The organism is Luteibacter sp. (genome assembly GCF_036500425.1).
In the GTDB taxonomy this organism is placed as follows: Bacteria; Pseudomonadota; Gammaproteobacteria; order Xanthomonadales; family Rhodanobacteraceae; genus Luteibacter.
This window is the reverse complement of record NZ_DASYCB010000066.1, coordinates 48,027-69,848: the sequence shown is the minus strand read 5'-3', so window position 1 is coordinate 69,848 and position 21,822 is coordinate 48,027. Positions and strand designations below refer to the sequence as shown.

Here is a 21,822-nt window from a genome sequence, read left to right as displayed (position 1 = left end):
CTCCTGTGCGGCTGCCTTACAGCAGGCCCTTCTGCTTGAGGGCCGCGACCAGCTCGGCGGCATCCTTGACCATTACGCCCTTGCTGCGCTTGGGCGGCGCGGCGAAGTGGGTGGTCTTCACATGATCGGCTGCATCGACGCCCAGGGAGCCGAGCTCCACCACGTCGATCGGCTTGGACTTGGCCTTCATGATGTCCGGCAGCTTGATGAAGCGCGGCTCGTTGAGGCGCAGGTCGGTGGTGATCACTGCGGGCAGATCGGCCTCGATGGTCTCGAGGCCGGCATCGACTTCACGGGTCACCGTGGCCTTGCCGTCGGCAATCTCGACCTTGCCGGCAAAGGTAGCCTGCGGGCGATCCCACAGGGCGGCCAGCATCTGGCCCGTCTGGTTCGCGTCATCATCGATAGCCTGCTTGCCCAGGATGACCAAGCCGGGGTTCTCTTTCTCAACGAGCTTGAGAAAGGTGCGTGCGGCCGTCAGGGGCGAGACGGCCTCGGTGGTCTGCACGTGGATGGCCCGGTTGGCGCCCATGGCCAGGCCGTTGCGCAGGTGGGCGGTGAGGTCAGCCGGACCGATGCCGACCACGATCACTTCTTCGGCCACGCCCTTCTCGCGCAGGCGCAGGGCTTCTTCCAGGGCGATGTCATCGAAGGGGTTGGCAGAGAGTTTCACGCCATCAGTGACGACGCCCGTGCCATCCGGTTTCACCTGGATGCGGACGTTGTAGTCCACGACTCGCTTGTAGCCGACCAGAATCTTCATTAACGGTTCCTGTACGTGGCGCAGCCAGATCCACGGCCGCCTCTAGGGTTGACCCGCCATTCTAGCGAATCTTCGGACCGAGGGTTGCGGCGATGCGGGATGGCTAGGACGGCGGCCAGCTGGGGCCAGTAGAAAGGGGCCCCGGTCCGCGGTTGGCTGCCTAGGCAGCAATGATGAACTTATTGTCATCCAAATCGAGGGTATTGCGTTTGTGTGACAAGGAACCTTTCTGTTAGCTTTCGTTTTTGCTGCGCGGGAAGCGCTGCAACCAGGGCATTACAATGAAACTAATCATTCAAATCCCGTGCCTAAATGAAGAGGGCACGCTGGGGATTGCACTCGACGAGCTCCCGCGTACGGTCGAAGGCTTCGACAGCGTCGAATGGCTCATCATCGACGACGGTAGTTCCGACCGGACCGTTGAAGTCGCCAAGGCTCACGGCGTCGACCATGTGGTGAGCCACCCCTGTAACCAGGGCCTTGCCCGGGCATTCATGTCGGGCATCGAGGCGTGCCTGCACCTGGGGGCGGATGTCATTGTAAACACGGATGCCGACAACCAGTACGCGGCGACTGACATTCCCGTTCTGACCGCACCGATAACGACCGGAAAGGCGGAGATGGTCATTGGCTCGCGTCCGATCGGCACGATTGATCATTTTTCCAAAGTGAAGAAGTTCCTCCAGGGCATGGGTAGCAAAGTCGTCCGCCTGGCAAGCGGCTCCGATGTGACGGACGCGCCCAGTGGCTTTCGCGCCATCAGTCGGTGTGCGGCCCAGCAGCTCGTGGTTTTCAATCGTTATACGTACACGCTTGAGACCATCATCCAGGCCGGCCAGAAAGGCATCACGCTGGTATCGGTTCCTGTCCATGTCAATGGCGAACTCCGGCCTTCGCGGCTGGTGCGGAGCATCCCGTCTTACGTCCGGCGAAGCATCGTCACGATCGTCCGGATCTTTGTCGTCTACCGTCCCTTCCGGTTCTTCGCGTCGATCGGTGCCGTGCTCTTTGTGGCGGGCATGATCCCTGGCATCCGGTTTGTGACGAAGTACCTCCAGGGCGACGGTGACGGACACATCCAGTCCCTGATCCTGGCGGCTATCCTGCTGGGCATGGGCTTTCAGACGATGCTCATCGCCTTCATCGCAGACCTTCTGGCGGCCAACCGTCGCTTGCTCGAAGACGTGCGATTCAAGCAAGCTGTCGCGGCAGACCAGCAGCAAACGCATGAGGACGCTGGCCATGGGGCATAAGGTTGCGGGCGGGGTAGTCGACGAGCAGGGCCTGGTTATCGGGAACACTTACGACAAGTACGGCTCCCGAAACTTTGTCGTCAAGCAGTTGATGGCGGGTTTCCACGACGCGTTGGATGATCTTGTAGGAGCGGCGAATCCATCCGCGATCTACGAGGTCGGCTGCGGTGAGGGCTACTGGATCGCTCAATGGTGGTCGCGGGGGCTTGCCGCCTCGGGATGCGACATCTCACCGGAAGTCGTGGCGCTTGCCCGGGAGAACACGGCAGCCATGGGACTATCACCGGATACCTTCGAGGTACGGAGTATCTACGATGTACGGGGATCACGGGCCGCAGGGGAGCTGGTGGTGTGCTGCGAGGTCCTGGAGCACATCGATGACCCCGAGCGGGGGCTAAGAGCGCTTCGTGACATTGCCAGTGGGTACATCATCCTGAGCGTACCCCGCGAGCCCTTGTGGCGTGTTCTCAACATGGTGCGTGGCAAGTACGTCACAAAGCTCGGAAATACCCCTGGCCACATCCAGCACTGGAGTTCGGGCTCTTTCCGCAAACTTGTCGAGCAATACTTCGATGTCATCGAAGTGAGGGCGCCGCTGCCCTGGACGATGGTGCTTGCCCGGGCACGTGCCTGACGATGGGCTCTAAGCACGCGAACTGGAAGCGGCTGGCGAACATCGCCGGCGGTATCCTGGGTATCGCAGGCATTGCATTCCTCGTTGCGCAACTGCGTCGATACGGGGCGGCGATGGATTTAAAGGGCCTGAGTTCGAACGACTGGCTGGCGTTTGCATGCTTGTCCTTGCTGGGCATCTGCATGAATGCGTGCCTTGGGCTGGCCTGGCGTGCGGTGCTGGCGTGGAATGCAGTACGTGTCGACGCGCGATGGGCGATCGCGACCTACGCGATCACACATGTTGCTCGCTATGTTCCCGGCAACATTTTTCATTACGCCGGCCGCCAAGCCGTAGGCATGGCCGCAGGTTTGCCAGCCAGGGCCCTGGCTCGCGCGTCTTTCATGGAGCTTGCCATGGTGGCATCGTGCGGCGCGCTCCTTGGGCTGTTCGCGGCCCCGCTCGTGATACCTGAACTCGATGCCTTATGGTGGCGGCTGACGGCCATGATCCTGGTGATCGTCACATTAGGGGTGGTTTTTCGCCTGGGCGGCCGACGTCTCGCGGAAGCGTTGGCTTTGTATACGGCCTATCTGGTGATGTCCGGGCTGACCTTCCTCGCATTCATCGCTTTGCGCGGTTCGTTCCAGACGTTTCAGTCCCAGGATGTCGTCGCTTTTGGGGCCGCCTACATCGTCGCGTGGCTTATCGGCATGCTGGCTCCAGGTGCTCCCGCAGGACTTGGCGTCCGCGAAGCGGTCGTACTTTTCTTCCTGAGGGGGTCCGTGGACGCGGCTATCCTGTTGTTTGCCGTGTTAGGGACGCGAATCACCAGTGTGTGCGCTGACGCACTTGCTTGCGCACTGGGTCTATTTCTACGCAGGTTACCAGGGGGCGCCGCCGCATGACTCCAGTTCGATGGTCGATGTTGCTCGCAGGGCCGTACGCGCTAGTGATTTTTTTTGGCGTCCTCCTTGTCCATGGGGCTATACCCGGAGTCACCCTTCCGACCCTGGGTCAGGCCGTGTGGACGGCCGCGTTCGCCCAATCGTTTGCGAACCAAGGCCTGCTGAGCATCTACGCACACAATATTGGAGCGCCGCTCCCCGCAGGCATAGCGTTCGGCCTTTCTGGTGCACTGCCTCTTGCCTGGCTGATCAAGGCCGGTCTGACGCCCTTCATCGCCTACACCGCGATGGTTGCTGGCTGGCTGGCCGTCGCTTACATCGGTGCGATAGCCATGTGTCGGCGCCTGGGCAATGGCTTTGCGCTGTCTTGCATGCTTGCGGCGCTCTGGCTTTGTCTCCCCATGGCATGGATGCATGCCTCGTACAGCATGCTTGGCCTCGGCATGGCACTTCTTCCGACCTACCTGTGGGTAACGGTTCGCTCGCTTGATGCGCTAAGTCGTGGCTCCGCCGTGCTTCTCGTCGCGACGGCCGTTTGCGCGGTATTCATGGACGGATACACGTTTGTAATGTATGTCGCAGGTGCGGCGCTCTTGTGTCTCGGCACGTTGCGTTCAGTGCGCGGATCGGATGAGGCGCGCCGCCGTGTTCTTGGCGTGCTGGCGGTGCATGGCGTGGCATTCGTCGTCGCCATTCTTTTATATAAGGCATACGTTCACGGCGGAGGCTACGAGGCTGTTCCGCTTTCGATGTTTCGTGCTTGGGGGCTGGACGTTCACTTCGCGTTGGTTCCGACGGCTGGGGAGTTCTGGTTCTGGGATATGGCACATCTTGCGTCGTACCGCGACAAGGATGTGCTCTACGGTGATGCATCCGTTTGGCTGACCACTTTCGCAGCACCCTTACTCGTCGCCGCCGCGTGGTCGGCGTGGCGTGCACGTACGCACAAAGCCACACGCTGGTTTGCGCTCATGGCGGTACTTGCGCTTTACCTGTCGCTCGGCCCGTCCTTGAAAATCGATGCGCACAAGCCGGCCGATGTCGTCGATACCTCCATGCCAGCGAAGGCCTCGAGCATGTCAACGGGTTCAGCGGTCCTTTGGCGTCATGCTCCGGGCCTTCGTCTCATGCGGGCGCCTTATCGTTGGGCAGGCCTTGGGTACTGCGCGTGCTGGATCCTTATCGTGTTGGCCTGCGGGAAACGCGAGGAGCGCTTCCGCAAGGCGGATACGATCATCGTGGCCCTGCTTATCCTCATGTTTCTGCCACACCCTGGCCAGAAATTCATCGAAGGACGCGTGTTCCTCGGCATGGCCCGGTCCATTGATAGCGAATGGGTTGACTCACTTCGAAGCGCTGGCATAGGGCCGAAGGTCGCATTCGCACCGCATGGCAATGATTTTCTTGCGGCGTACGCCGCGGCTCGGTTGAACGTGGTGACGTTCAATATCGGCGGCGACAAGAACGTTGAGCAAGCCATGTCCGAATGGCCGGCTGCCATGGTGAACCTCACCGACCCATCCCAGCCCGCCGCTGCTGGCACGATCGAAGCCTTCCTTCTGGGAGACACGGCTGAGCATGTCGTCATTCCTTACGTTGATTTGCTCTGGGCGGCCCATGCGTGGCCGTGTCCCTGGGAATACCTGCAGTACGGGGTAGGGATCAACACGAAGGGCGTGTCGTCCGATTGCGTCAATGACGCCCGGCAGCGTTACGCCGCGACGATCCAAAACCTGAGGGCGTCACCTTATGTGAATGTCGTCGAGCAGCCGCTCTTTGCGGTTGCTACCTTGAAGCCCGCCTACGCCACCGAGTCCGCAAGGGAAGCCCAGCGTCTGGCGGGAGCCGCTCTGGTCAAGTACCCGGTGAATGTGGCGGGCGATGTTGCCGCTGCACGCATCGTACTCGCCAGCGGATGGCACCCGGAAGAGCCGCAAAATCGCTGGTCGCTTCCGCGGGCACGCGTCACGCTGCCAGCCCCCGCCACATGCAAGGACAAGCCGTGCAAGGCTGTCTTCACTTTTTCGGTATTCGCGGCGTCAACTGGGCGCCCGGTGAAGGTAACCGTCCGCTCGCTTGACGACGCTACATCCACGGCGACAACGACGATCGCCGACGAGGCCGAGCACGAACTGATCCTGAACTTGCCTCACAACCTGGATGTATTCCATATCGCCATGGACATCCCGGAGGCGACATCTCCCGCCGCTCTGGGCGTGAGCGCCGATGGACGGGTGCTCGGCGTGAGCTTGCGCAGCGTTGACGTGCGCCCCTAGGACGAAAGGATGTGTTGAGCCAGCGTCGCCGCGGAATGATCCCAGTCCGGCCAGGCGATGTCGAGTCGCGGCGAAGGACGTTCCGTCAGCCATCGGGCGACGTGCGTAGCAAGCGAAGCTGGCGAGGTCCCCGAGAAGTAGGATGGATAATCCCCAGCCACTTCCTGAAACACTTTAAGGGACCGGGCAATAATAGGCTTGCCGCGTTGGGCGGCCTCGATGATGGGCAAACCAAACCCTTCGCCAAGCGAAGGAGCGAGTAGGGCTGTGCTTGCCTCGTAGATGGCGTCCAGGGTGGCATCGTCGCAACCCTCGAACCAGAACAGGCGGTTGCCACGCTCCGTATGTTGCTCGATACGCTCAATCAGAGGCCCGACAAGCCAGCCCCGTTTACCCACGATGGCAAGGTTGAGGTTGGCGTTGGATGCCCACAACAATTCGAAGGCGTCGAGTGTCTGTTCATGGCCCTTGCGCGGCTCGATGGTCCCCACCATTAGGAGTGTAGGGCGTGCTGCGAGCGCACTTTTTGTCTTAGGCGATAGCGTGCCAGGAATGATTGGCGCCAAGGGTGTCACGCCTGGGGAGAACACGGAAAGACGTGGCGGGTGACCGGGATAGGTCGTGTTGAACCAGTGAGAAAAATCATCGGCAGTGCTTTGCGACACACAGTGGACGACATCAGCCAGACTCGCCACGGCTTGTAACCAGCGCAGAAAAGCTTCGCGCGTTTGCGGATGAAATGCGCTGGGGAGCGTCACCGGCAGGAGGTCGTGGGCGATGAAATGGATGGGCACGCCAGCTCGTCGCCATGTGCGCAACAGCGGGGCGCTGGACGGTAAGCTCTCCATGGCCCAGTCGAGGCCTACGAACACATCATTATCTGTGATTGCAATAGTATCGGCCGCAAGCGCTGCCGGGACCTCGACATCGAGCAGGTACGCCGCGTAGGCATGTGCGTGTTCATAACGCCCATCACGGAACGCTATGGGTTCGATCCGTACGCTCGCTGGCGGTGAGGCCAGCCACCGCGACAGAATATTGCGCACAACACGCTGTACACCGGTCTTGAGATCGTTGTGGGAGATGTGCGTAACATCGACCAGCCACCGCTGCAGTGGGCGTGGACGGACACGGTCCAGCGCATCGGCTGCCCGGGCCAGATCGTCCTCGGTGAGGCGTGAGGCGAGCTGTGTGGCAATACTCTCTTCGACCATGCGCTGGCGCACCATGGGGTGGTCGGCAAAGCCTGATGACCAGGTCGCCCGGGAAGCCTCCCGATCGACCTGCGTCGTTACTGTCCGCATGCCGATCGCCTGGTCCGCCAGGACGGCGATCCAGTCAGCCGTGTCCGCTGACAGGACCGCTTGCCATCCGCACGCGCGGTAGGCATCCAATGGTCTTATTGCCTCGGCAGGTGGCAGCGGACCCTCCCACTCGACAAGACCCGGCCAATCACGAAGGCTCGCAAGCAACGGCCCTGCATTTGCGGCCTGTGCGAGGTATATCGGTAGTTGTACGTTTGTGTCGGGGCCAGCGGGCGGCGTGACGGCCTGCCAGGCGGGGTTAGTTGGTGGACGCACCTTTATGCGCGTGGCTATGGCGCCTTCGATCGCCGTGAGTGCCCGCGACGCGACCTTTGCCCATGTGAAGTGTTCGGCGCGCGAGCGCCCGGATTTACGCAGTGCCGCGGCAAATGCCGGGTCATCAAGGACCCGGTGCATCGTGCTGGCCAGTGAATCCGGGTCATCCGCATTGAACAGTGCGGCCGGATCCCCTACGACCTCAGTCAGGCTAGTGGCGTCGTTCACGATCGTTGGCGCGCCACATGCCATGGCTTCCAGTGGCGGCAGGCCGAAACCTTCGCTTGCCGAAGGAAAGACGAAGAGTTCGCACGATTGGTAAAACCGTAACAGATCCGCATCGGCCACGAATCCTGTAAACCGGACATCTTGAGGGAGCAGGCGGGCACCATGGATCGCCGCATCAAAGCGTGCCCGCGTGGCCTCGTCAACGCTTCCAGTGATCACCAGCTGGTAGCGCTCGCGCATCGCTTGGGGCAATCGGGCGAACGCGGGGAATAGCGTCTCGACGTTTTTACGTGAGTCGGTGCCACCGTTGTACAGGATGAACGGACGATCGATACCCCACTGCCGGGCCAGATGCTCTCGGTGATCGGTACCCGGCTCGCTCGGCCTGAACATTGTATCGACACCCGCCCCGATCGTGATGATCCGTGCGGGCTCAATACCAAGTCTTTCGATAGCATCCAGGCGCACCCAATCGGATATCGCGAGCAGGAGATCGCAGGATCGCAGTACCTCCACGCGACCCATGTACCAGTCGCGCGCGCGCGATTGCCCGAGCTGGCCGAGGTCATGCAGTGGAATCAGGTCATAGAGCGTGGCCACGGTCAACTGGCGCGGCATTGTGTGCGGCACGAGCGCATCACTAGCGAAGCCTTCGATCAAGCTACTAAGCCAGATTACATCCGCGCCGCTTACGTCCAGTGCGTGTGCGAAGATGCGTTCGGCAGCCTCCCGCCGCACATTGTTCCCAGCCTTGTCCGCGGAGGTGTCGCGCAAGGGGCCGTATGCGCGTCGTCGCGGACGCAGGCCTGCGCTGAGCAGTCCGTCGAGCATCTCGTCCACGCCATCAAGCGCGGCGTTGAAAATCAACTCGACGTCATGCCGACCTTCCGCGATTCGCAGGACTTCGAGCGTGGTGGCGTGGGTGTACCGACCAATCCCTCGATGGCGACTGGCTGTTTGCACGCCTTGCATGTCAATAAGTAGTTTCATCACGACGCCCGTGACCGCATGCGCGCCAGGCACCGTTTGCTTCCGTCGGCTAGTTGCGCCGGATCCACATCAAGTGCTGCCTCAGGGTGTTCCACTCGGTAGATCATGTCGCGCAGGCGGGTGTCCAGCCAAGGTATGCGGTATGCGAGGTCCACCATAGCCCGCTTGAGTCGGGGGCGCCGCGCTACACCGCCCAGCAGGTAGCGCAGCAGCGTGCGCGCCACTTTTGTCATACCTGGACACCCAGGGCGAGGCGTAGCGCACGGCGGGCGTTGTCGACTGAAAAATGGCGGCGGACATTTTCGATGCTGGCATCCGATACCGAGGTCCAGGTCGCTTCGTCACGGGCCAGTCGGACAATAGCGTTAGCAAATGCTTCTGGTGTATCCGCCACGAGGGCATCGACGCCGTTCCGCAAGTGCATGCCTTCCGCAGCAATCGTCGTCAACACGACGGGGAGCCCATAGCTCATCGCCTGATTTACTTTACCTTTCACGCCGGCACCGAAGCGTAAGGGTGCCACCGATATCAGCGTCTGAGTATGAAGTGGGCCAAGGTCGGCGACTCGTCCGTGCACGACGACGCCATCGCCTTCGATAGCCCGTCGCGCCGTGGAATCGATATCGCCGACGACATGGAAGGGCATGTCGGGCAGCGTCAATTGTACGCGCGGCAACACCTCAGCGATGAACCAGCGCACGGCGTCTTCATTGGGCGGGTGACCGAAACCGCCGACGAACAGGATGCCGTCGCGGCTGGCGAACGGACGCAACCTGCCGTGTACATCGTGGATGTTGCTCAACACTTCAACGTCGGCGCCCGGGGCTTCCCGCGCGAGAACGTCCCGCTCTTCTTCGCTGACCACCAGGGTGATATCGCAGCGGTCCAGCATGGCCAGCTCACGCTCGCGCGAATGATTGGCTTGACGGAGCAACCGCGGGCTGCCGGTGAGTTCGGCAGCACGACGTTCGCGAATGAAATGCAGGTCCACCGTATCAAAGACGGTGCGCGCGTGCGGCGCGAATCGACGGACGACGTCGATGTACTGGTCAGCGACGGGAAGGCGGCATAGCATTACGGCATCAAGCGAAGCACCTTCACGGCCTAGCCAGCGCAGGGCCGGCTCGCGCACTATGCGAACCCCAAGAGCTCCCAGACGTACCGCATCGGCAGCCGACGCATCGCCATCGTCGGCGATGAAATCGACCTGCCAGCCGTCGGCGCGGAGCAAGGAAAAAATTTGCGACAGACGCACTGAGCCGGAATCGCGCGAAGGGTCTGGCGTCATCGTTTCGATGACCAGGATCCGTCGGTGAGGGAAGCCCACAGCCGGTTTGCGAACCTCGATCTCAGAATGAGTGGCGTGGCCGCCAGCGCGGGGACGCAGTGCGCGCCGGAGCGTGCCACTCCACCCACGGATCGCGATACTTCCTTTCACCCGCTGAGCGAGCCGAACCAGCCTCCGCAGCTTCCACCCAAGCTCCATCACAAACCCTGATAATTCGGCCCAGACCCACCCTCAGGCGTGACCCAGGTAATGATCTGATACGGATCCTTAATATCGCAGGTCTTGCAATGCACGCAGTTCGCCGCATTGATCTGCAAACGCCTTCGGCCCTCATCCTCGACCATCTCGTACACCCCCGCCGGGCAGAACCGCTGGCAAGGATTGCCAAACTCCGTCGTGCATCGGTCTACACAGATAGACGTATCAGCCACCTTCAAATGAACCGGCTGGTCTTCATCGTGCTCGGTGGCGGCGAAATACACCGAGGCCAGGCGGTCACGCGGCGCCAGGGTACGGTCGACGTAATCTTTCTTCGGCGCCTCATACGTGCCGAGCTTGTCGAGCGACGACCAGTCAGCGTGGTTCTTCAGCGTCCACGGCGATTTGCCGAACGTGATGGTTTCCCACGCGGCGTTGAGCAGTCCGAACCAGAGCCCCTTGTTGAAGCCCGGCCGGATATTGCGCACCTGCTTAAGCTCGGCCACGACCGCCGAACCGCGCAATTTGGCGTCCCAGCCGGAAGGATTGAGCTGCGTGGCCACCAGGTGCTCAGCGGCGAGCATGCCCGAGGCAATCGCCTGATGCGTGCCCTTGATCTTCGGCACATTCACAAGACCAGCCGAATCACCGATGAGGATCGCTCCCGGCATTTCCACCTTCGGCAGCGACTGGAAGCCGCCTTCGATGATGGCGCGCGCGCCCGCCGAAACGATGGTGCCGCCCTCGAGCAGGCCCTTCACGTTCGGATGGTGCTTGAACTGCTGGAAGGCCTCGAACGGCGAGAAATTCGGATCGGGATAATCCAGGCCGACGACGAAGCCAACGGCCACACGATCATTATCCAGGTGGTAAAGGAAGCTGCCGCCATACGTATCGTTCGCGAGTGGCCAGCCGGTGGTATGCACCACCTTGCCCGCTTCACCACGGCCCGGCGGAAGCTGCCAGAGTTCCTTGATGCCGATACCGTAGGTCTGCGGATCGCTTTCCGCATCCAGGTCAAACTGCTTGATCAACGCCTTGCTGATATGACCGCGGCATCCCTCGGCCAGTACGGTGACCTTCGCGCGGATGTCGATACCTTCGGTGTAGCCAGGCTTGTGCGTGCCATCGCGCGCGATGCCCATGTCACCGATGCGCACGCCGTTGACCGCGCCGCTTTCGTCAAACAGGGCCTCCGCGGCGGCGTAGCCAGGGAATACATCGACACCCAGCGCTTCGGCTTGCGGTGCAAGCCACGCGCACAGCGCACCCAGGCTGACGATGACATTGCCGTGGTTATTCATCTGCGGCGGTGCGACCGGTGCCTTGATGCCCGACTGGTGATCGCGGAACCACCAGAACTCGTCCTTGGTCACCGGCACGCAGATCGGCGGCGGCGCCTTGCGCCATTCCGGCAGCAGCCGGTCGAGCGGGGCGGTTTCGATCACCGCGCCGGAAAGGATCTGCGCGCCAATGGTCGAGGCCTTCTCGATCACGCAGACCGAGATCTCCGGATTGAGCTGTTTCGTACGAATCGCGAACGCGAGGCCGGCGGGGCCTGCCCCGACGACGACGAGATCGTATTCCATGGTTTCGCGTTCGCTCATCGCTGGCTCTCGAATCTGGCTGGCAGGATCAATCGCCTATTGTCCCGTTTCCCCACAGACCGGGCAAATCATCGTTTGAAACAGGCCGGACAAGGGGTTGCATGACTTTCACATAGTGGGTTTATAGTCGTCTCCACGCGCAAGGAGATTCCATGAATACGATGTTGCCTGTCTCCGCCACGGACATGCGCCGGGCCAGCCTGCTGCAGATCATGCACTGGCTGGCGATCGGCCGGGCGCAGCCCCAGGCCCTTTCGGACGTGTACCAGGACGCCATCGAGCGCCTGAATCCCGTCCTCAATGCCTATACCGATGTCAGCGTTTCCCTCATCCAGGAACAGGCGCTGGCGGCAGATCGCCGCCGCCGCGATGGTGTGATGGGGCGCCTTGATGGCCTGCCTATCGCGATCAAGGACAATTTCGATGTCGCCGGTGTGCCCACCAAAGCCGGTATGCGGCGGCGCACCGCAGTCCCCGCGCAAGATGCCCACGCGGTCGCCCGCTTGCGCGCCTCCGGTGCCGTGCTGTTGGGTAAGACCAACATGGACGAGGGTGCGCTGGGTCTGGCGACGAACAATCCGTTCCATGGCGCAACGCACAATCCGCACCGGCTTGGCTACACCGCCGGCGGCTCTTCCGGTGGCGCCGCCGCGGCGGTCGCTGCGGGCATGGCGGTCGCGGCGATCGGCTCGGATACGCTGGGCTCGGTCCGCGTCCCGGCCAGCTATTGCGGCGTGTACGCACTGAAGCCCACCCATGGCGAGATCTCTGCACGCGGCCTGGTACCCGCGGCGCGGCGCCTCGATGCGGTGGGCTTGCTGGCACGCGGCGTCGACGACCTCACCGTGCTGCTGCAAACCCTGGCGGGTTACGACGCGGACGACGCGCGTTCGCGCCGCCGCCGCGTGGCGTTCCAGCCGCCGGACTGGGAGCCGGGCAACCTGCGCACCGGTTTTCTGCCCGACCTGGCGGCGGTCGGCGTAGAGCGTGACGTGATCGACGTCTTCGAGAATGCCCTGTCCCAACTCAAGGGGGAGCTGGGTGAGCGCCGCGCCGTCGATTTCTCCGACTGGGATTTCGCCCGCACCCGCCGCGCTGGCTTGCTGCTGATGGAAGCGGAGATGCTGAACACCTTCGCCGAAGAACTGGCCGACGAGGCGTATCCGGTCTCGCCTGGCTTCCGCCAGATGGTGGATTTCGCGGCGAAGAAGTCTGCAGCCGATTACGTTGCCGCGGATCTCGTGCTGGATGCGGCCACCCTGAAGATGCGCCGTTTGTTCGCGCAGGTGGATGTGCTGGTCCTGCCGACCACCTCGCAGGGTGCGTTTCCGCTCGACCAGCCCGCGCCGGCCTCGCAGGCCGACCTGTGCAGCTTTGCCAGCCTGGCCGGCTGCCCCGCGGTCAGCATCCCGATGGGCACCTTGCCGAATGGCATGCCGATCGGCATGCAGCTCGTCGGTGCCCGCGGTTCCGATCTGCGCCTGCTCGAACTGGCGGCGGTCTGCGCTTCGTCGCTCGACGCCGAGCCCGCGTATCCGGTGGAACCCAAGCCATAACGCCCATGTAGGAGCGCGCTTGCGCGCGATGGGTGCTCGCGGCAAGGCCCATCGCGCGCAAGCGCGCTCCTACAGGTGAGAGGTTTAGATCGAAGTTACGGCTTGGGCGCAGCGTTGTAGGTCCAGCTGACCACATCGCGCGAGAGCTTATCCATCGCCCGCCCAAACGCCTGCACCACCTGCGGCACCTCTTTCCCATCCACCGGCTCGCGCACTTCGAAGCGCTGGCTGGCGACGATCTGGTGCCGGCGTGAATTGGCGAGCATGGCATCGAAGCGAATCACGACCTCGGGCTTGCCATCCGCATAATCGGTCTGGAAGTCAGCCAGGTTGCCACCTAGTTCGTAATCCGCCGCGAGGTTGCTGTCGTCCGTGCTGAGCGCCTGCACGCGCCCGCTGTCGCGGAACGCATCGGCCAGGCGGTCGCGGAACACGTGCGGCGCGCTATCGTTCCAGCGCGCGCCGGCATAGACGGTAATCGTGTTGCTGGAAGGCACCACGGCAATGCGCGAGTTATCGATCGAGCGCGGCGCGTTCGGCGTGGCGATGCGCAACGCCCAGGGCATCGGTGCGGTAGCCATCGGCCGGCCGCCCGGCGCCGCCGGCAACGTATAGACGCTCGGCTGTTCCGCCTTCGGCAGGATGGAGCACCCGGCCAGCGCGGCGAGGAATAAGGGAAGGGCGAACCGTGCGCGGCTCATGGGGTGAACTCCTTGGTTTTCTCGCGACCGAACAGGTAGCCGCTGGGGTTTTCATCCAGGCGCCGGGTAATCGAGCGCAGCGATGAAAGCGTATCGCGCAGCTCGCGAAGTGCCGGGGCAAGATCGCCCAGGCTCGCGGCGCCACCGTTCAGCGCATCGCTATTGTCATTAATCAGCCGATCGATCGAAGCCATCGAGTGCTCCAGCGAAGCCATGGCGCGCTGCGCGCTTTCCAGGGTGGCCTTGCCCTGGCCTTCGACCAGGCCGTTGGCGTTGTGCACCAGGGTCTTGCTCTCGGCCAGCGTCTCATTGGCCTGCTTTGTCGCGATATCCAGCTGCTTGATCAGCGAGCGGATGTCCTCGCGCTCGTCCGCGATGACCCCGGTGGTTTTGTCCAGGTGGTCCAGCGTGCGTTCGATCCGGTGCACGTTCGCGGGCGATAGCAGCTCGCTGGCATGGGCCGCCGCCTGGTTGATATTGGTAATCAGGTCTTCGCTGTTGGATAGCAGTTTGGCGAGCTGCGACGTGTCCGCATTGATGATGGGCACCTCGCCATCGTGGCCGACCAGCAGCGGGCTGCCGGGCGAGCCACCGGTGAGCTGGATGATCGCCGTACCGGTGACGCCGGTGAGCGCGAGCTTCGCATGCGTATCTTTGCGTAGCGGCGTATCGCCGTTGACACGGATACGGGCGAGGACGCGGCGCGGGTCGTTCGGGTCCAGACGCAACTGGTTCACATCGCCCAGGCGGATGCCGTTGTACTGCACCGCCGAGCCGCGCGACAGCCCGGTGACCGCCTCGTTGAAGACAATGTCGTAGTAGTTCCACTCCTGGTCGGAATGGGCCTTGGCCAGCCAGACCCCGAAAAGCAGACCGCCGATGACGATGATGACGGTGAACAGGCCGATGAGGATGTGGTGCGCGCGGGTTTCCATCGTTCAGTCCTTGCCTTGACTGGCGGCGAAGGTGGCCGCGCGGCCGCGCGGTCCGTTGAAGTACGCCTGCACCCACGGATCGTCGGTGCGGGCGACTTCGGTGATCGGGCCCACGGCGAGGACGCGGCGCTGGGAGAGCACCGCGACGCGGTCGCAGGTCGAATACAGCGTGTCCAGGTCATGGGTCACCAGGAAGACGGTGAGGCCCAGCGCATCGCGCAGGGTGACAATGAGGCTATCGAACGCGGCGGCGCTGATTGGATCGAGGCCGGCGGTTGGTTCGTCGAGGAACAGGATTTCCGGGTCGAGGGCCAGCGCGCGGGCCAGCGCGGCACGTTTGATCATGCCGCCGGAGAGTTCCGATGGCCATTTGCGTCCGGCATCGACCGGCAGGCCGGAGAGGGCGAGCTTCACCCCGGCCAGGCGAGTGGCGTCGACACGGTCCAGTTTCGCGTGCTCGACCAGTGGCAGCGCGACGTTCTCGGCCACCGTCAGTGAAGAGAACAACGCGCCGCTCTGGAACAGTACGCCGAAACGGCGCTCCACCAGCGAGCGTCTTTCCTCCGGGAGCGAGAGCAGGTTCTCGCCGAACACACGGACCTCGCCGGCCACCGGCCGGACCAGGCCAATAATCGTCCGCAGCAACACCGACTTGCCGGTGCCCGAGCCGCCGACGATGCCGATGATCTCGCCCCGCCGCACGTCCAGGTCCAGGTTCTCGTGCACGGTCTGTGTGCCAAAGCGATTGATCAGGCCCTTCACCTGGATGACCGTCTCGACGCTCACCAGCCCATCTCCATATAGAAGAGGGCGGCGACCGCATCGAGCAGGATCACCACGAAGATGGACTGCACCACGGCTGAGGTCGTGTGCTCGCCGACCGACTGCGCGCTGCCGGAGACCTTGAAGCCCTCCATGCAGCCGATCACCGAGATCATGAAGGCGAACACCGGCGCCTTGGCGATGCCGACCAGGAATTGGCGCAGCTGCATGTCTTCCTGGAACATGGTGAGGAACATGGAAGGCGACATCTTCAGCGTGGCGACGCAGACCACCCCGCCGCCGACGATGCCGGCGATCATGGCGACGAAGGTGAGCAGGGGCAGGGCGATGAGCAGGGCCAGCACGCGCGGCAGCACCAGCAGCTCGACCGGGTCGAGGCCCAGCGTGCGGATCGCGTCGATTTCCTCGCGGGCCTTCATCGAACCGATCTGCGCCGTGAAGGCGCTGGCTGTGCGGCCGGCGAGCAGGATAGCGGTTAGCAGCACGCCGAACTCGCGCAGGAAGGCGAATCCGACCAGATCGACCGTGAAAACACTCGCGCCGTAAGCGGCCAGCGCGGTGGAACCGAGGAAGGCGACCACGGCGCCGACCATGAACGAAAGCAGGGCGAGGATCGGCACTGCATCCAGGCCGGTCTGTTCCAGGTGCGACACCAGCGAAGTCACACGCCAGCGCTTCGGCCGCCATGCCGTCGTAGCGAAACCTTGAAGAGTGATGCCGATGAAGGCGAGCAGCTTGAGCGTTTGCTTCCAGAACGATTCGACGGCGCGGCCGATCCGTTCCAGCATCACCACGAAGCCCGCGTCGCGTTTGCGCCGCACGCCCTTGCAGTACGTGTCGATGGCGTCGCCCACGGTCTTCAGCAAGGCGCGACGGGCCGCGGGCAGGGCCTCATCCTGGGACAGGGCCTGGGTCCGCGAACTGCCTAGCAGCTCGGCGATGACGAACGCCCCGGAGGTATCCATGGCATGCACGTCGTGGATATCGACCTCGACCCCGGCGCCGATCGACCCGGCGATCTCATTGGCCCGCTTCTGCAGTACCTCGTAGAACGGCAGGGTCCAGTCCCCGCGAAGCACGAGACGCTCGCTGCCCGCATCGCGGGTGAGGGTGACCGTGCCGGGCAGGGAAGGGGTAGCCATGGGTCGGAAGGCTAGCAGGAAGATGTTGCGGCGCGCTTGGACTTGACGCTCGCTGCCGGGATAATGCCGGGCTGGCCCCCATGCCCTATCCCTGAAGGTAAGACGATGACTGATAAGACCGAACTCAACGCCACCCACCGCGAGCTCGGCGCCCGCATGGTCGATTTCGGGGGCTGGGATATGCCCATCGCCTATGGCTCGCAGATCGAGGAGCACCACGCTGTCCGCAAGGACGCTGGCATGTTCGATGTCTCGCACATGACCGTGGTCGACCTCACTGGCCCGAACACCCGCGACTTCCTGCGCAAGCTGGTCGCCAACAACGTCGACAAGCTGGCCAAGTCGGGCAAGGCGCTCTACACCTGCATGCTGGACGAGAAGGGCGGCGTCATCGACGACCTCATCGTCTACTTCCTGCGTGAGGATTTCTTCCGCCTGGTGGTGAACGCCGCGACCCGTGCGAAGGATCTGGCCTGGATCGAAAAGCAGGCCGCCGCATTTGGCGTCAGCGTCCGCGAGCGCCCGGAGTTCGGCATGATCGCGGTGCAGGGCCCAAACGCCCGCGAGAAGCTGATCGGCCTGCTCCCGGCAGATGCCCAGGAGAAGGCGCGCAAGCTCGGCAAGTTCGCCGCGATCGAGACCGAAGGCCCCGGTGGCATGCCGCTGTTCCTCGCCCGCACCGGCTACACGGGTGAAGACGGTTTCGAGGTCGTGGTGCCGAACAGCCGTGTCGTGGAACTGTGGAAGCACCTGCACGCCGCAGGCGTCGCCCCGGCGGGCCTTGGCGCACGCGACACGCTTCGCCTGGAAGCCGGCATGAACCTCTACGGCCAGGACATGGATGAGACGGTTTCGCCGTGGGAAGCCGCGCTCGCCTGGACCATCTCGCTGGACGAGGGTCGTGACTTCATCGGTCGCGCCGCGCTGGAGAAGCACAAGGCCGATGGCGTGAACCGCGTCATGGTCGGCCTGGTGATGGACGACAAGGGCGTGCTCCGCCACGGCCAGAAAGTTCTCACTGCCAATGGCGAGGGCGAGATCCTTTCTGGCGGCTTCGCCCCGACGCTTGGCAAGTCCATTGCCTTCGCCCGCATCCCGGCGGGCGAGCCAGGCGATGTGCGCGTCGACATCCGCGGCAAGGAAGTGCCGGTGCGCGTCGTCAAGTTCCCATTCGTGCGCGATGGCCAGCCGATGCCGGGCATTACGGACTGACCGACATCTTCTATATAGATGAAGAGGGCGGCCACTGGCCGCCCTCTTTGTTTCCCCGGTGGCTTATTGTGGCCGCAGCGTCATCTTGATGTTCCGGTTGGCGCCGAGACGATCCTTGTAATATTCGCCGCGCTCGATCGTATAGAACGTATCGAGGTAGTCGTGGTCGTCCTTCAGCCAGCTACCGGATCCCATCGCGCGCAAGACGGTCTCGCCCAGCCGGGTGACCAGCGCGGCCGCCGCCTGCGAACGCTTGGTGACGATGGCAAGCACCTACTCGGCTTTCTCCGCGGGTGTGCCCGGTGCCATGCCGCCCGGCGCGATCAGTGTCCCGATGTCGCCCACGGAATCCACCAGCCCACGGGCGACGTGGGTGAAGTCCACGTCGCCGTCGAGCTCCCAGAACTCGATGTTGACGTACTTCGATGCGAACTCGCCCCAGTTCACGATATCCATATTCGGGGTTCGTCCTTCGCCGGCCTTCGTGAGGAACGGCAACGGGCGAATGGCCACCTTGGCGGCACCATCGATGCCAACGCCGGTGACGATCGCGATGACCTCGGCCTTGCCCTTCGGGAACGATTCGCGCACGTCCTTCGCCTCGATCCGCTGGAGGATGGTCAGCACCTCGTTGCCGGGGTTGGCGTTCACAGCCGCGGCCCGCAGGTCGCTGGCTACCGCGTCGCGGCCAGCCGTCTTCGTCGTCATATCATGTCCTTTTATGTGTTTGGGGCCCGGGACCGTCCTGGTACCGGCGGAGTAAGGTTAGGAGGCATGCCCCTTCCCTCGCTGTCGCCCTGCGCCTACACAGGACGTCGGCCGAGCGAGACATTTGCATCGGTGTGTCGCCGATAGGCATCAGGCGCCGCCTGTGAAGGAGGGCAGGGTTCCGTGCCACGCGTGGACCGGTACAATGATGCGGTTACCCCTGCCCATACCCTTACGAGGCCTAGCCCATGAGCAATGAAATCCCAGGCGACCTGCATTTCCTCAAGTCCCACGAGTGGGTACGCATCAACGACGACGGCACCGCCACGGTGGGCATTTCCGACCATGCTCAGGGTGCGCTTGGCGACCTCGTGTATGTCGAATTGCCGGAAGTGGGTAGCACCGTCGAGGGTGGCGATGGAAAGGGCGTCGCCGTCGTGGAATCGGTGAAGGCTGCCTCCGATATCTACTCGCCGATGTCGGGCGAGGTGGTCGAAGTGAACGAGGCGCTCGACGGCGCACCGGAGACGATCAATTCCGACCCGTACGGCGAAGGCTGGATCTTCAAGATCAAGTACAGCGACCGGAGCGAAGTCGACGGTCTTTTGACGCCCGACGCATACGCCGAAAAGATCGAAGACGAAGATCACTGACCCTCGGTCGGAACGCTTCAACCTGGTGCCGGTCGTCCTCGACCGGCATTTTTTTGTCCGCGGCGCCCCTTTTGGGAAATTTTTTTTTGGCCCTCAGTTGAGTGCCGTTCATCCCCGCGAGCACCCCTCGGGGGCACTCGGCGGAGGTACCGCGCGGACGTTAGATGTCGCACGCGCTGTCGATACGCGAATCGGAAAACGGTTCACGAAATGCCTTTATTTAAGACGTTTTCTCAATGCGTTGAATAAAGAAAAATGATTCGCGCAGTAACGAATATCGGAATGGGGAGGGTCGAAAAATCTCCCCTCGGTTATGTCCCGACGCCCCTCGGGCTCGTGTGATGTATCCGCAACGTCTTCAATTTAGTGCCAAAATTTATTGACAGCGGATTTGTTCAGGAATAGCTTTTGCGTCAATTGACGGGGAACCCGGAAATGGAAACACCAGAATTCGTCCGACCGTATGTGGAGCATGGTTCAAAAGCGGGAGCGGTACGCAAGATCACAGTATCGATTCCGCTGCACATCCTCCGCCTGCTTTCAGATGAAAGGACCCGCCGACAGGTCAACAATTTAAGGCACGCGACGAACAGCGATTTGCTGGTTGAAGCGTTCCTACATGCTTTTACTGGGCAACCACTGCCAACTGATGAGGAGCTGAGACGAACCATGGCCACTGCCAAGAAAGCCACTGCCAAGAAGTCCGCCGCCAAAAAGGCCGCGAAGAAGTCCACCGTGAAGCGCACGGCTGCCCGCAAGGCACCGGCGAAGAAGACCGCCCGCAAGGCTGCGGTGAAGAAGACCGCCCGCAAGGCTGCGGTCAAGAAGACTGCCCGCAAGACTGCGGTGAAGAAGGCTTCGACCCGTAAGGTCGCCGCCAAGAAGGCTGTTAAGAAGGCCGTCCGTAAGGCAGCGCCGAAGAAGGCTGCTGCTCGCAAGGCTGCACCGAAGAAGGCTGCTGCCCGTAAGGCTGCACCGCGTAAGGCTGCCAGCAAGAAGGTCGCCGCTGCCAAGGTCGTTCGTGCGACCAAGGCTGCCAAGGCCCCCAAGGCTGTGAAGGCCCCCCGCGCGCCGAAGGCCCCGAAGGCCTAAGCAAGCGTCACCTTCTAATAAGAAAGCTGTTTGCGAATTAGCTCCCCGCGGTGCCCAGCGCGGGGAGCCACTTCGAAACTTGACCCCGGCCTGGCCGGGGTTATTCATTTATGGAAAAGCTCCTAGGCCAGCGGACTGGCATCAAGACCCCATTACGGTTACCTTTCCTGCCACGCGCTGCGTGGGACGGGGGGTTCCGCGCGTCAAGCCATCAGGGGGCGCGCGTTTATTCCGGAGTCCAGTCCCGCGCCATGGATACCCGTCATCGATTCCCGGTGCGCCACCGCATGCGCGGTGCCATCAATCCCGTCACGCTCGCCGTCCTCATTATTGTGGTGGTGCTGGGCGTGGCTGCGTATTTCCTCATTATCAAGCCGTACCACGATGCCAACGTAGGCCTGGCCCAGCAGAGCGCGACGAATGCGCCCAAGCAGGGCGCCTCACGTGAGGCACCGCCAGCCAACGTCGACGCGCTGAGCGTGGACCAGTTGCTTGCCGAGGCACGCACGGCCATGAACGACCAGCGCCTGGTGGCGCCGGCCGGCAACAACGCGTTCGAGTTCTATATGAAGGTGCTGCAGAAGCAGCCCGGCAATGCCGTGGCCGCGGATGCGCTACGCGAGACGTTCTCGTACGGCGCGGCAGCCACCGAGCAGACCATCAACGCCCGTGACTTTAACGAAGCCCAGCGCGAGATCGACCTGCTGGCGAAGGCGGACCCGGCGAACTACACGCTGACCATCCTGCGTTCGAAGCTGGATGCGCAGCGCAAGACGCTGGATCGCGAACAGCAGCAGGCGCAGGACGCTCAGAAGGCTCAGCTGGCCCAGCAGAATGCAGCGGCGAATGCGAAGCTCCAGGCGGAGCAGCAGGCGACAGCGGCGGCGGAGGCCCAGCGCCTGCAGGCGGCGCACGACCAGGCCGCACGCGTGGCACAGCAACAGCAGGCGGCACAGCCGGCCGCGGCCGTCGCACGCCCGGCACCGGCTCGCGCGGCGGATGGTGAAGCCATCACCGATGCGGTGCTGGTCCGCCAGGTGAACCCGCGCTACCCGACCGCAGCCATGCGCGCCAACCAGGAAGGCTGGGTGGACGTCGAGCTGACCGTGGGCGCCGATGGCGTGGTGAGCAATGTGAACGTCGTCGATGCCCAGCCGAAGCATGTCTTTGATCGCTCGGCGGTCGACGCGGTCAGCAAGTGGGAGTTCAAGCCGGCCATGCGCAACGGCGAACCCATGACGGTGACCTTGCGCCGACGGTTGCAGTTCAACCTCGGTCGCTAACAAAGAAGGCCCCGACGGGGCCTTCTTTTTGCCCCCTGTAGGAGCGCGCTTGC

The 21,822-nt window shown here is 62.9% G+C and carries 17 protein-coding genes and 1 pseudogene; 9 read left to right on the top strand and 9 right to left on the bottom strand.

Translation table 11 applies throughout. The features are described 5' to 3' along the window. Nucleotides 1-16: 16 nt before the first annotated feature. Nucleotides 17-763, bottom strand: a complete 747-nt coding sequence (locus VGN46_RS16550; RefSeq protein ID WP_331645192.1) for an electron transfer flavoprotein subunit beta/FixA family protein — start codon at nucleotides 761-763, stop codon at nucleotides 17-19. Between the two features lie 281 nt (nucleotides 764-1,044). Between VGN46_RS16550 and VGN46_RS16545 the strand changes: the two genes are divergently transcribed. The 4 genes from VGN46_RS16545 to VGN46_RS16530 all read left to right on the top strand — a co-directional run bounded on the left by VGN46_RS16545 (nucleotide 1,045) and on the right by VGN46_RS16530 (nucleotide 5,813). Then, a complete protein-coding gene (locus tag VGN46_RS16545; RefSeq protein WP_331645190.1) occupies nucleotides 1,045-2,016 on the top strand; it encodes a glycosyltransferase family 2 protein in 972 nt (323 codons plus the stop codon). Next, the gene (locus tag VGN46_RS16540; RefSeq protein ID WP_331645188.1) at nucleotides 2,006-2,650 is read left to right on the top strand and encodes a class I SAM-dependent methyltransferase; all 645 of its coding nucleotides are present in this window, start codon (nucleotides 2,006-2,008) and stop codon (nucleotides 2,648-2,650) included. Before VGN46_RS16545 ends, VGN46_RS16540 begins: the two co-directional genes overlap by 11 nt. A 2-nt stretch (nucleotides 2,651-2,652) precedes the next feature. Continuing rightward, the gene (locus tag VGN46_RS16535; RefSeq protein WP_331645186.1) at nucleotides 2,653-3,537 is read left to right on the top strand and encodes a hypothetical protein; all 885 of its coding nucleotides are present in this window, start codon (nucleotides 2,653-2,655) and stop codon (nucleotides 3,535-3,537) included. 116 nt (nucleotides 3,538-3,653) lie between these two features. After that, entirely contained in the window at nucleotides 3,654-5,813 is a 2,160-nt protein-coding gene (locus tag VGN46_RS16530) for a hypothetical protein (RefSeq protein ID WP_331645184.1), read from the top strand. On the opposite strand, the gene VGN46_RS16525 is transcribed toward VGN46_RS16530, so the two are convergent. The 3 genes from VGN46_RS16525 to VGN46_RS16515 form a co-directional block, all read right to left on the bottom strand. Then, on the bottom strand, nucleotides 5,810-8,611 hold the full coding sequence (locus VGN46_RS16525) for a glycosyltransferase family 1 protein (protein ID WP_331645182.1): 2,802 nt from the start codon (nucleotides 8,609-8,611) through the stop codon (nucleotides 5,810-5,812). The genes VGN46_RS16530 and VGN46_RS16525 overlap by 4 nt on opposite strands. A 229-nt stretch (nucleotides 8,612-8,840) precedes the next feature. Next, the gene (locus VGN46_RS16520) at nucleotides 8,841-9,842 is read right to left on the bottom strand and encodes a glycosyltransferase (RefSeq protein ID WP_331645180.1); all 1,002 of its coding nucleotides are present in this window, start codon (nucleotides 9,840-9,842) and stop codon (nucleotides 8,841-8,843) included. 254 nt (nucleotides 9,843-10,096) lie between these two features. After that, entirely contained in the window at nucleotides 10,097-11,704 is a 1,608-nt protein-coding gene (locus tag VGN46_RS16515) for an electron transfer flavoprotein-ubiquinone oxidoreductase (RefSeq protein WP_331645178.1), read from the bottom strand. Between the two features lie 152 nt (nucleotides 11,705-11,856). Here VGN46_RS16515 and VGN46_RS16510 point away from each other — a divergent pair, with 152 nt between their 5' ends. Beyond that, nucleotides 11,857-13,260, top strand: a complete 1,404-nt coding sequence (locus VGN46_RS16510; RefSeq protein ID WP_331645176.1) for an amidase — start codon at nucleotides 11,857-11,859, stop codon at nucleotides 13,258-13,260. A gap of 95 nt (nucleotides 13,261-13,355) precedes the next feature. On the opposite strand, the gene VGN46_RS16505 is transcribed toward VGN46_RS16510, so the two are convergent. From VGN46_RS16505 to VGN46_RS16490, 4 genes are read right to left on the bottom strand one after another with little or no spacing between them, the layout of a single operon-like run. Further along, nucleotides 13,356-13,961 (bottom strand): ABC-type transport auxiliary lipoprotein family protein, encoded by a 606-nt coding sequence (locus VGN46_RS16505; protein ID WP_331645174.1) that lies wholly within the window; start codon nucleotides 13,959-13,961, stop codon nucleotides 13,356-13,358. Continuing rightward, nucleotides 13,958-14,896: an MlaD family protein gene (locus VGN46_RS16500; protein WP_331645173.1), complete on the bottom strand. Its 939-nt coding sequence runs from the start codon at nucleotides 14,894-14,896 to the stop codon at nucleotides 13,958-13,960. The genes VGN46_RS16505 and VGN46_RS16500 overlap by 4 nt, the downstream gene beginning before the upstream one ends. A 3-nt stretch (nucleotides 14,897-14,899) precedes the next feature. Beyond that, nucleotides 14,900-15,682 carry an ABC transporter ATP-binding protein gene (locus VGN46_RS16495; RefSeq protein WP_331645171.1) on the bottom strand — a complete coding sequence of 261 codons (783 nt, stop codon included), beginning with the start codon at nucleotides 15,680-15,682 and terminating at the stop codon, nucleotides 14,900-14,902. Then, a complete protein-coding gene (locus tag VGN46_RS16490) occupies nucleotides 15,679-16,821 on the bottom strand; it encodes an ABC transporter permease (protein WP_331645169.1) in 1,143 nt (380 codons plus the stop codon). The genes VGN46_RS16495 and VGN46_RS16490 overlap by 4 nt, the downstream gene beginning before the upstream one ends. 105 nt (nucleotides 16,822-16,926) lie before the next feature. Between VGN46_RS16490 and gcvT the strand changes: the two genes are divergently transcribed. After that, on the top strand, nucleotides 16,927-18,033 hold the full coding sequence (gcvT, locus tag VGN46_RS16485; protein ID WP_331645167.1) for a glycine cleavage system aminomethyltransferase GcvT: 1,107 nt from the start codon (nucleotides 16,927-16,929) through the stop codon (nucleotides 18,031-18,033). Nucleotides 18,034-18,096: 63 nt separating this feature from the next. On the opposite strand, the pseudogene VGN46_RS16480 reads toward gcvT, so the two are convergent. Next, nucleotides 18,097-18,741, bottom strand: a pseudogene (locus VGN46_RS16480) (DUF3103 family protein). 248 nt (nucleotides 18,742-18,989) lie between these two features. Here VGN46_RS16480 and gcvH point away from each other — a divergent pair. The 3 genes from gcvH to VGN46_RS16465 all read left to right on the top strand — a co-directional run bounded on the left by gcvH (nucleotide 18,990) and on the right by VGN46_RS16465 (nucleotide 21,769). After that, entirely contained in the window at nucleotides 18,990-19,394 is a 405-nt protein-coding gene (gene gcvH, locus VGN46_RS16475) for a glycine cleavage system protein GcvH (RefSeq protein WP_331645165.1), read from the top strand. 435 nt (nucleotides 19,395-19,829) lie between these two features. Beyond that, complete coding sequence (gene metJ, locus VGN46_RS20305) at nucleotides 19,830-20,486, top strand: met regulon transcriptional regulator MetJ (protein ID WP_345786191.1); 657 nt, start codon at nucleotides 19,830-19,832, stop codon at nucleotides 20,484-20,486. Nucleotides 20,487-20,737: 251 nt separating this feature from the next. Beyond that, complete coding sequence (locus tag VGN46_RS16465; protein ID WP_331645163.1) at nucleotides 20,738-21,769, top strand: energy transducer TonB; 1,032 nt, start codon at nucleotides 20,738-20,740, stop codon at nucleotides 21,767-21,769. Nucleotides 21,770-21,822: the final 53 nt, after the last annotated feature.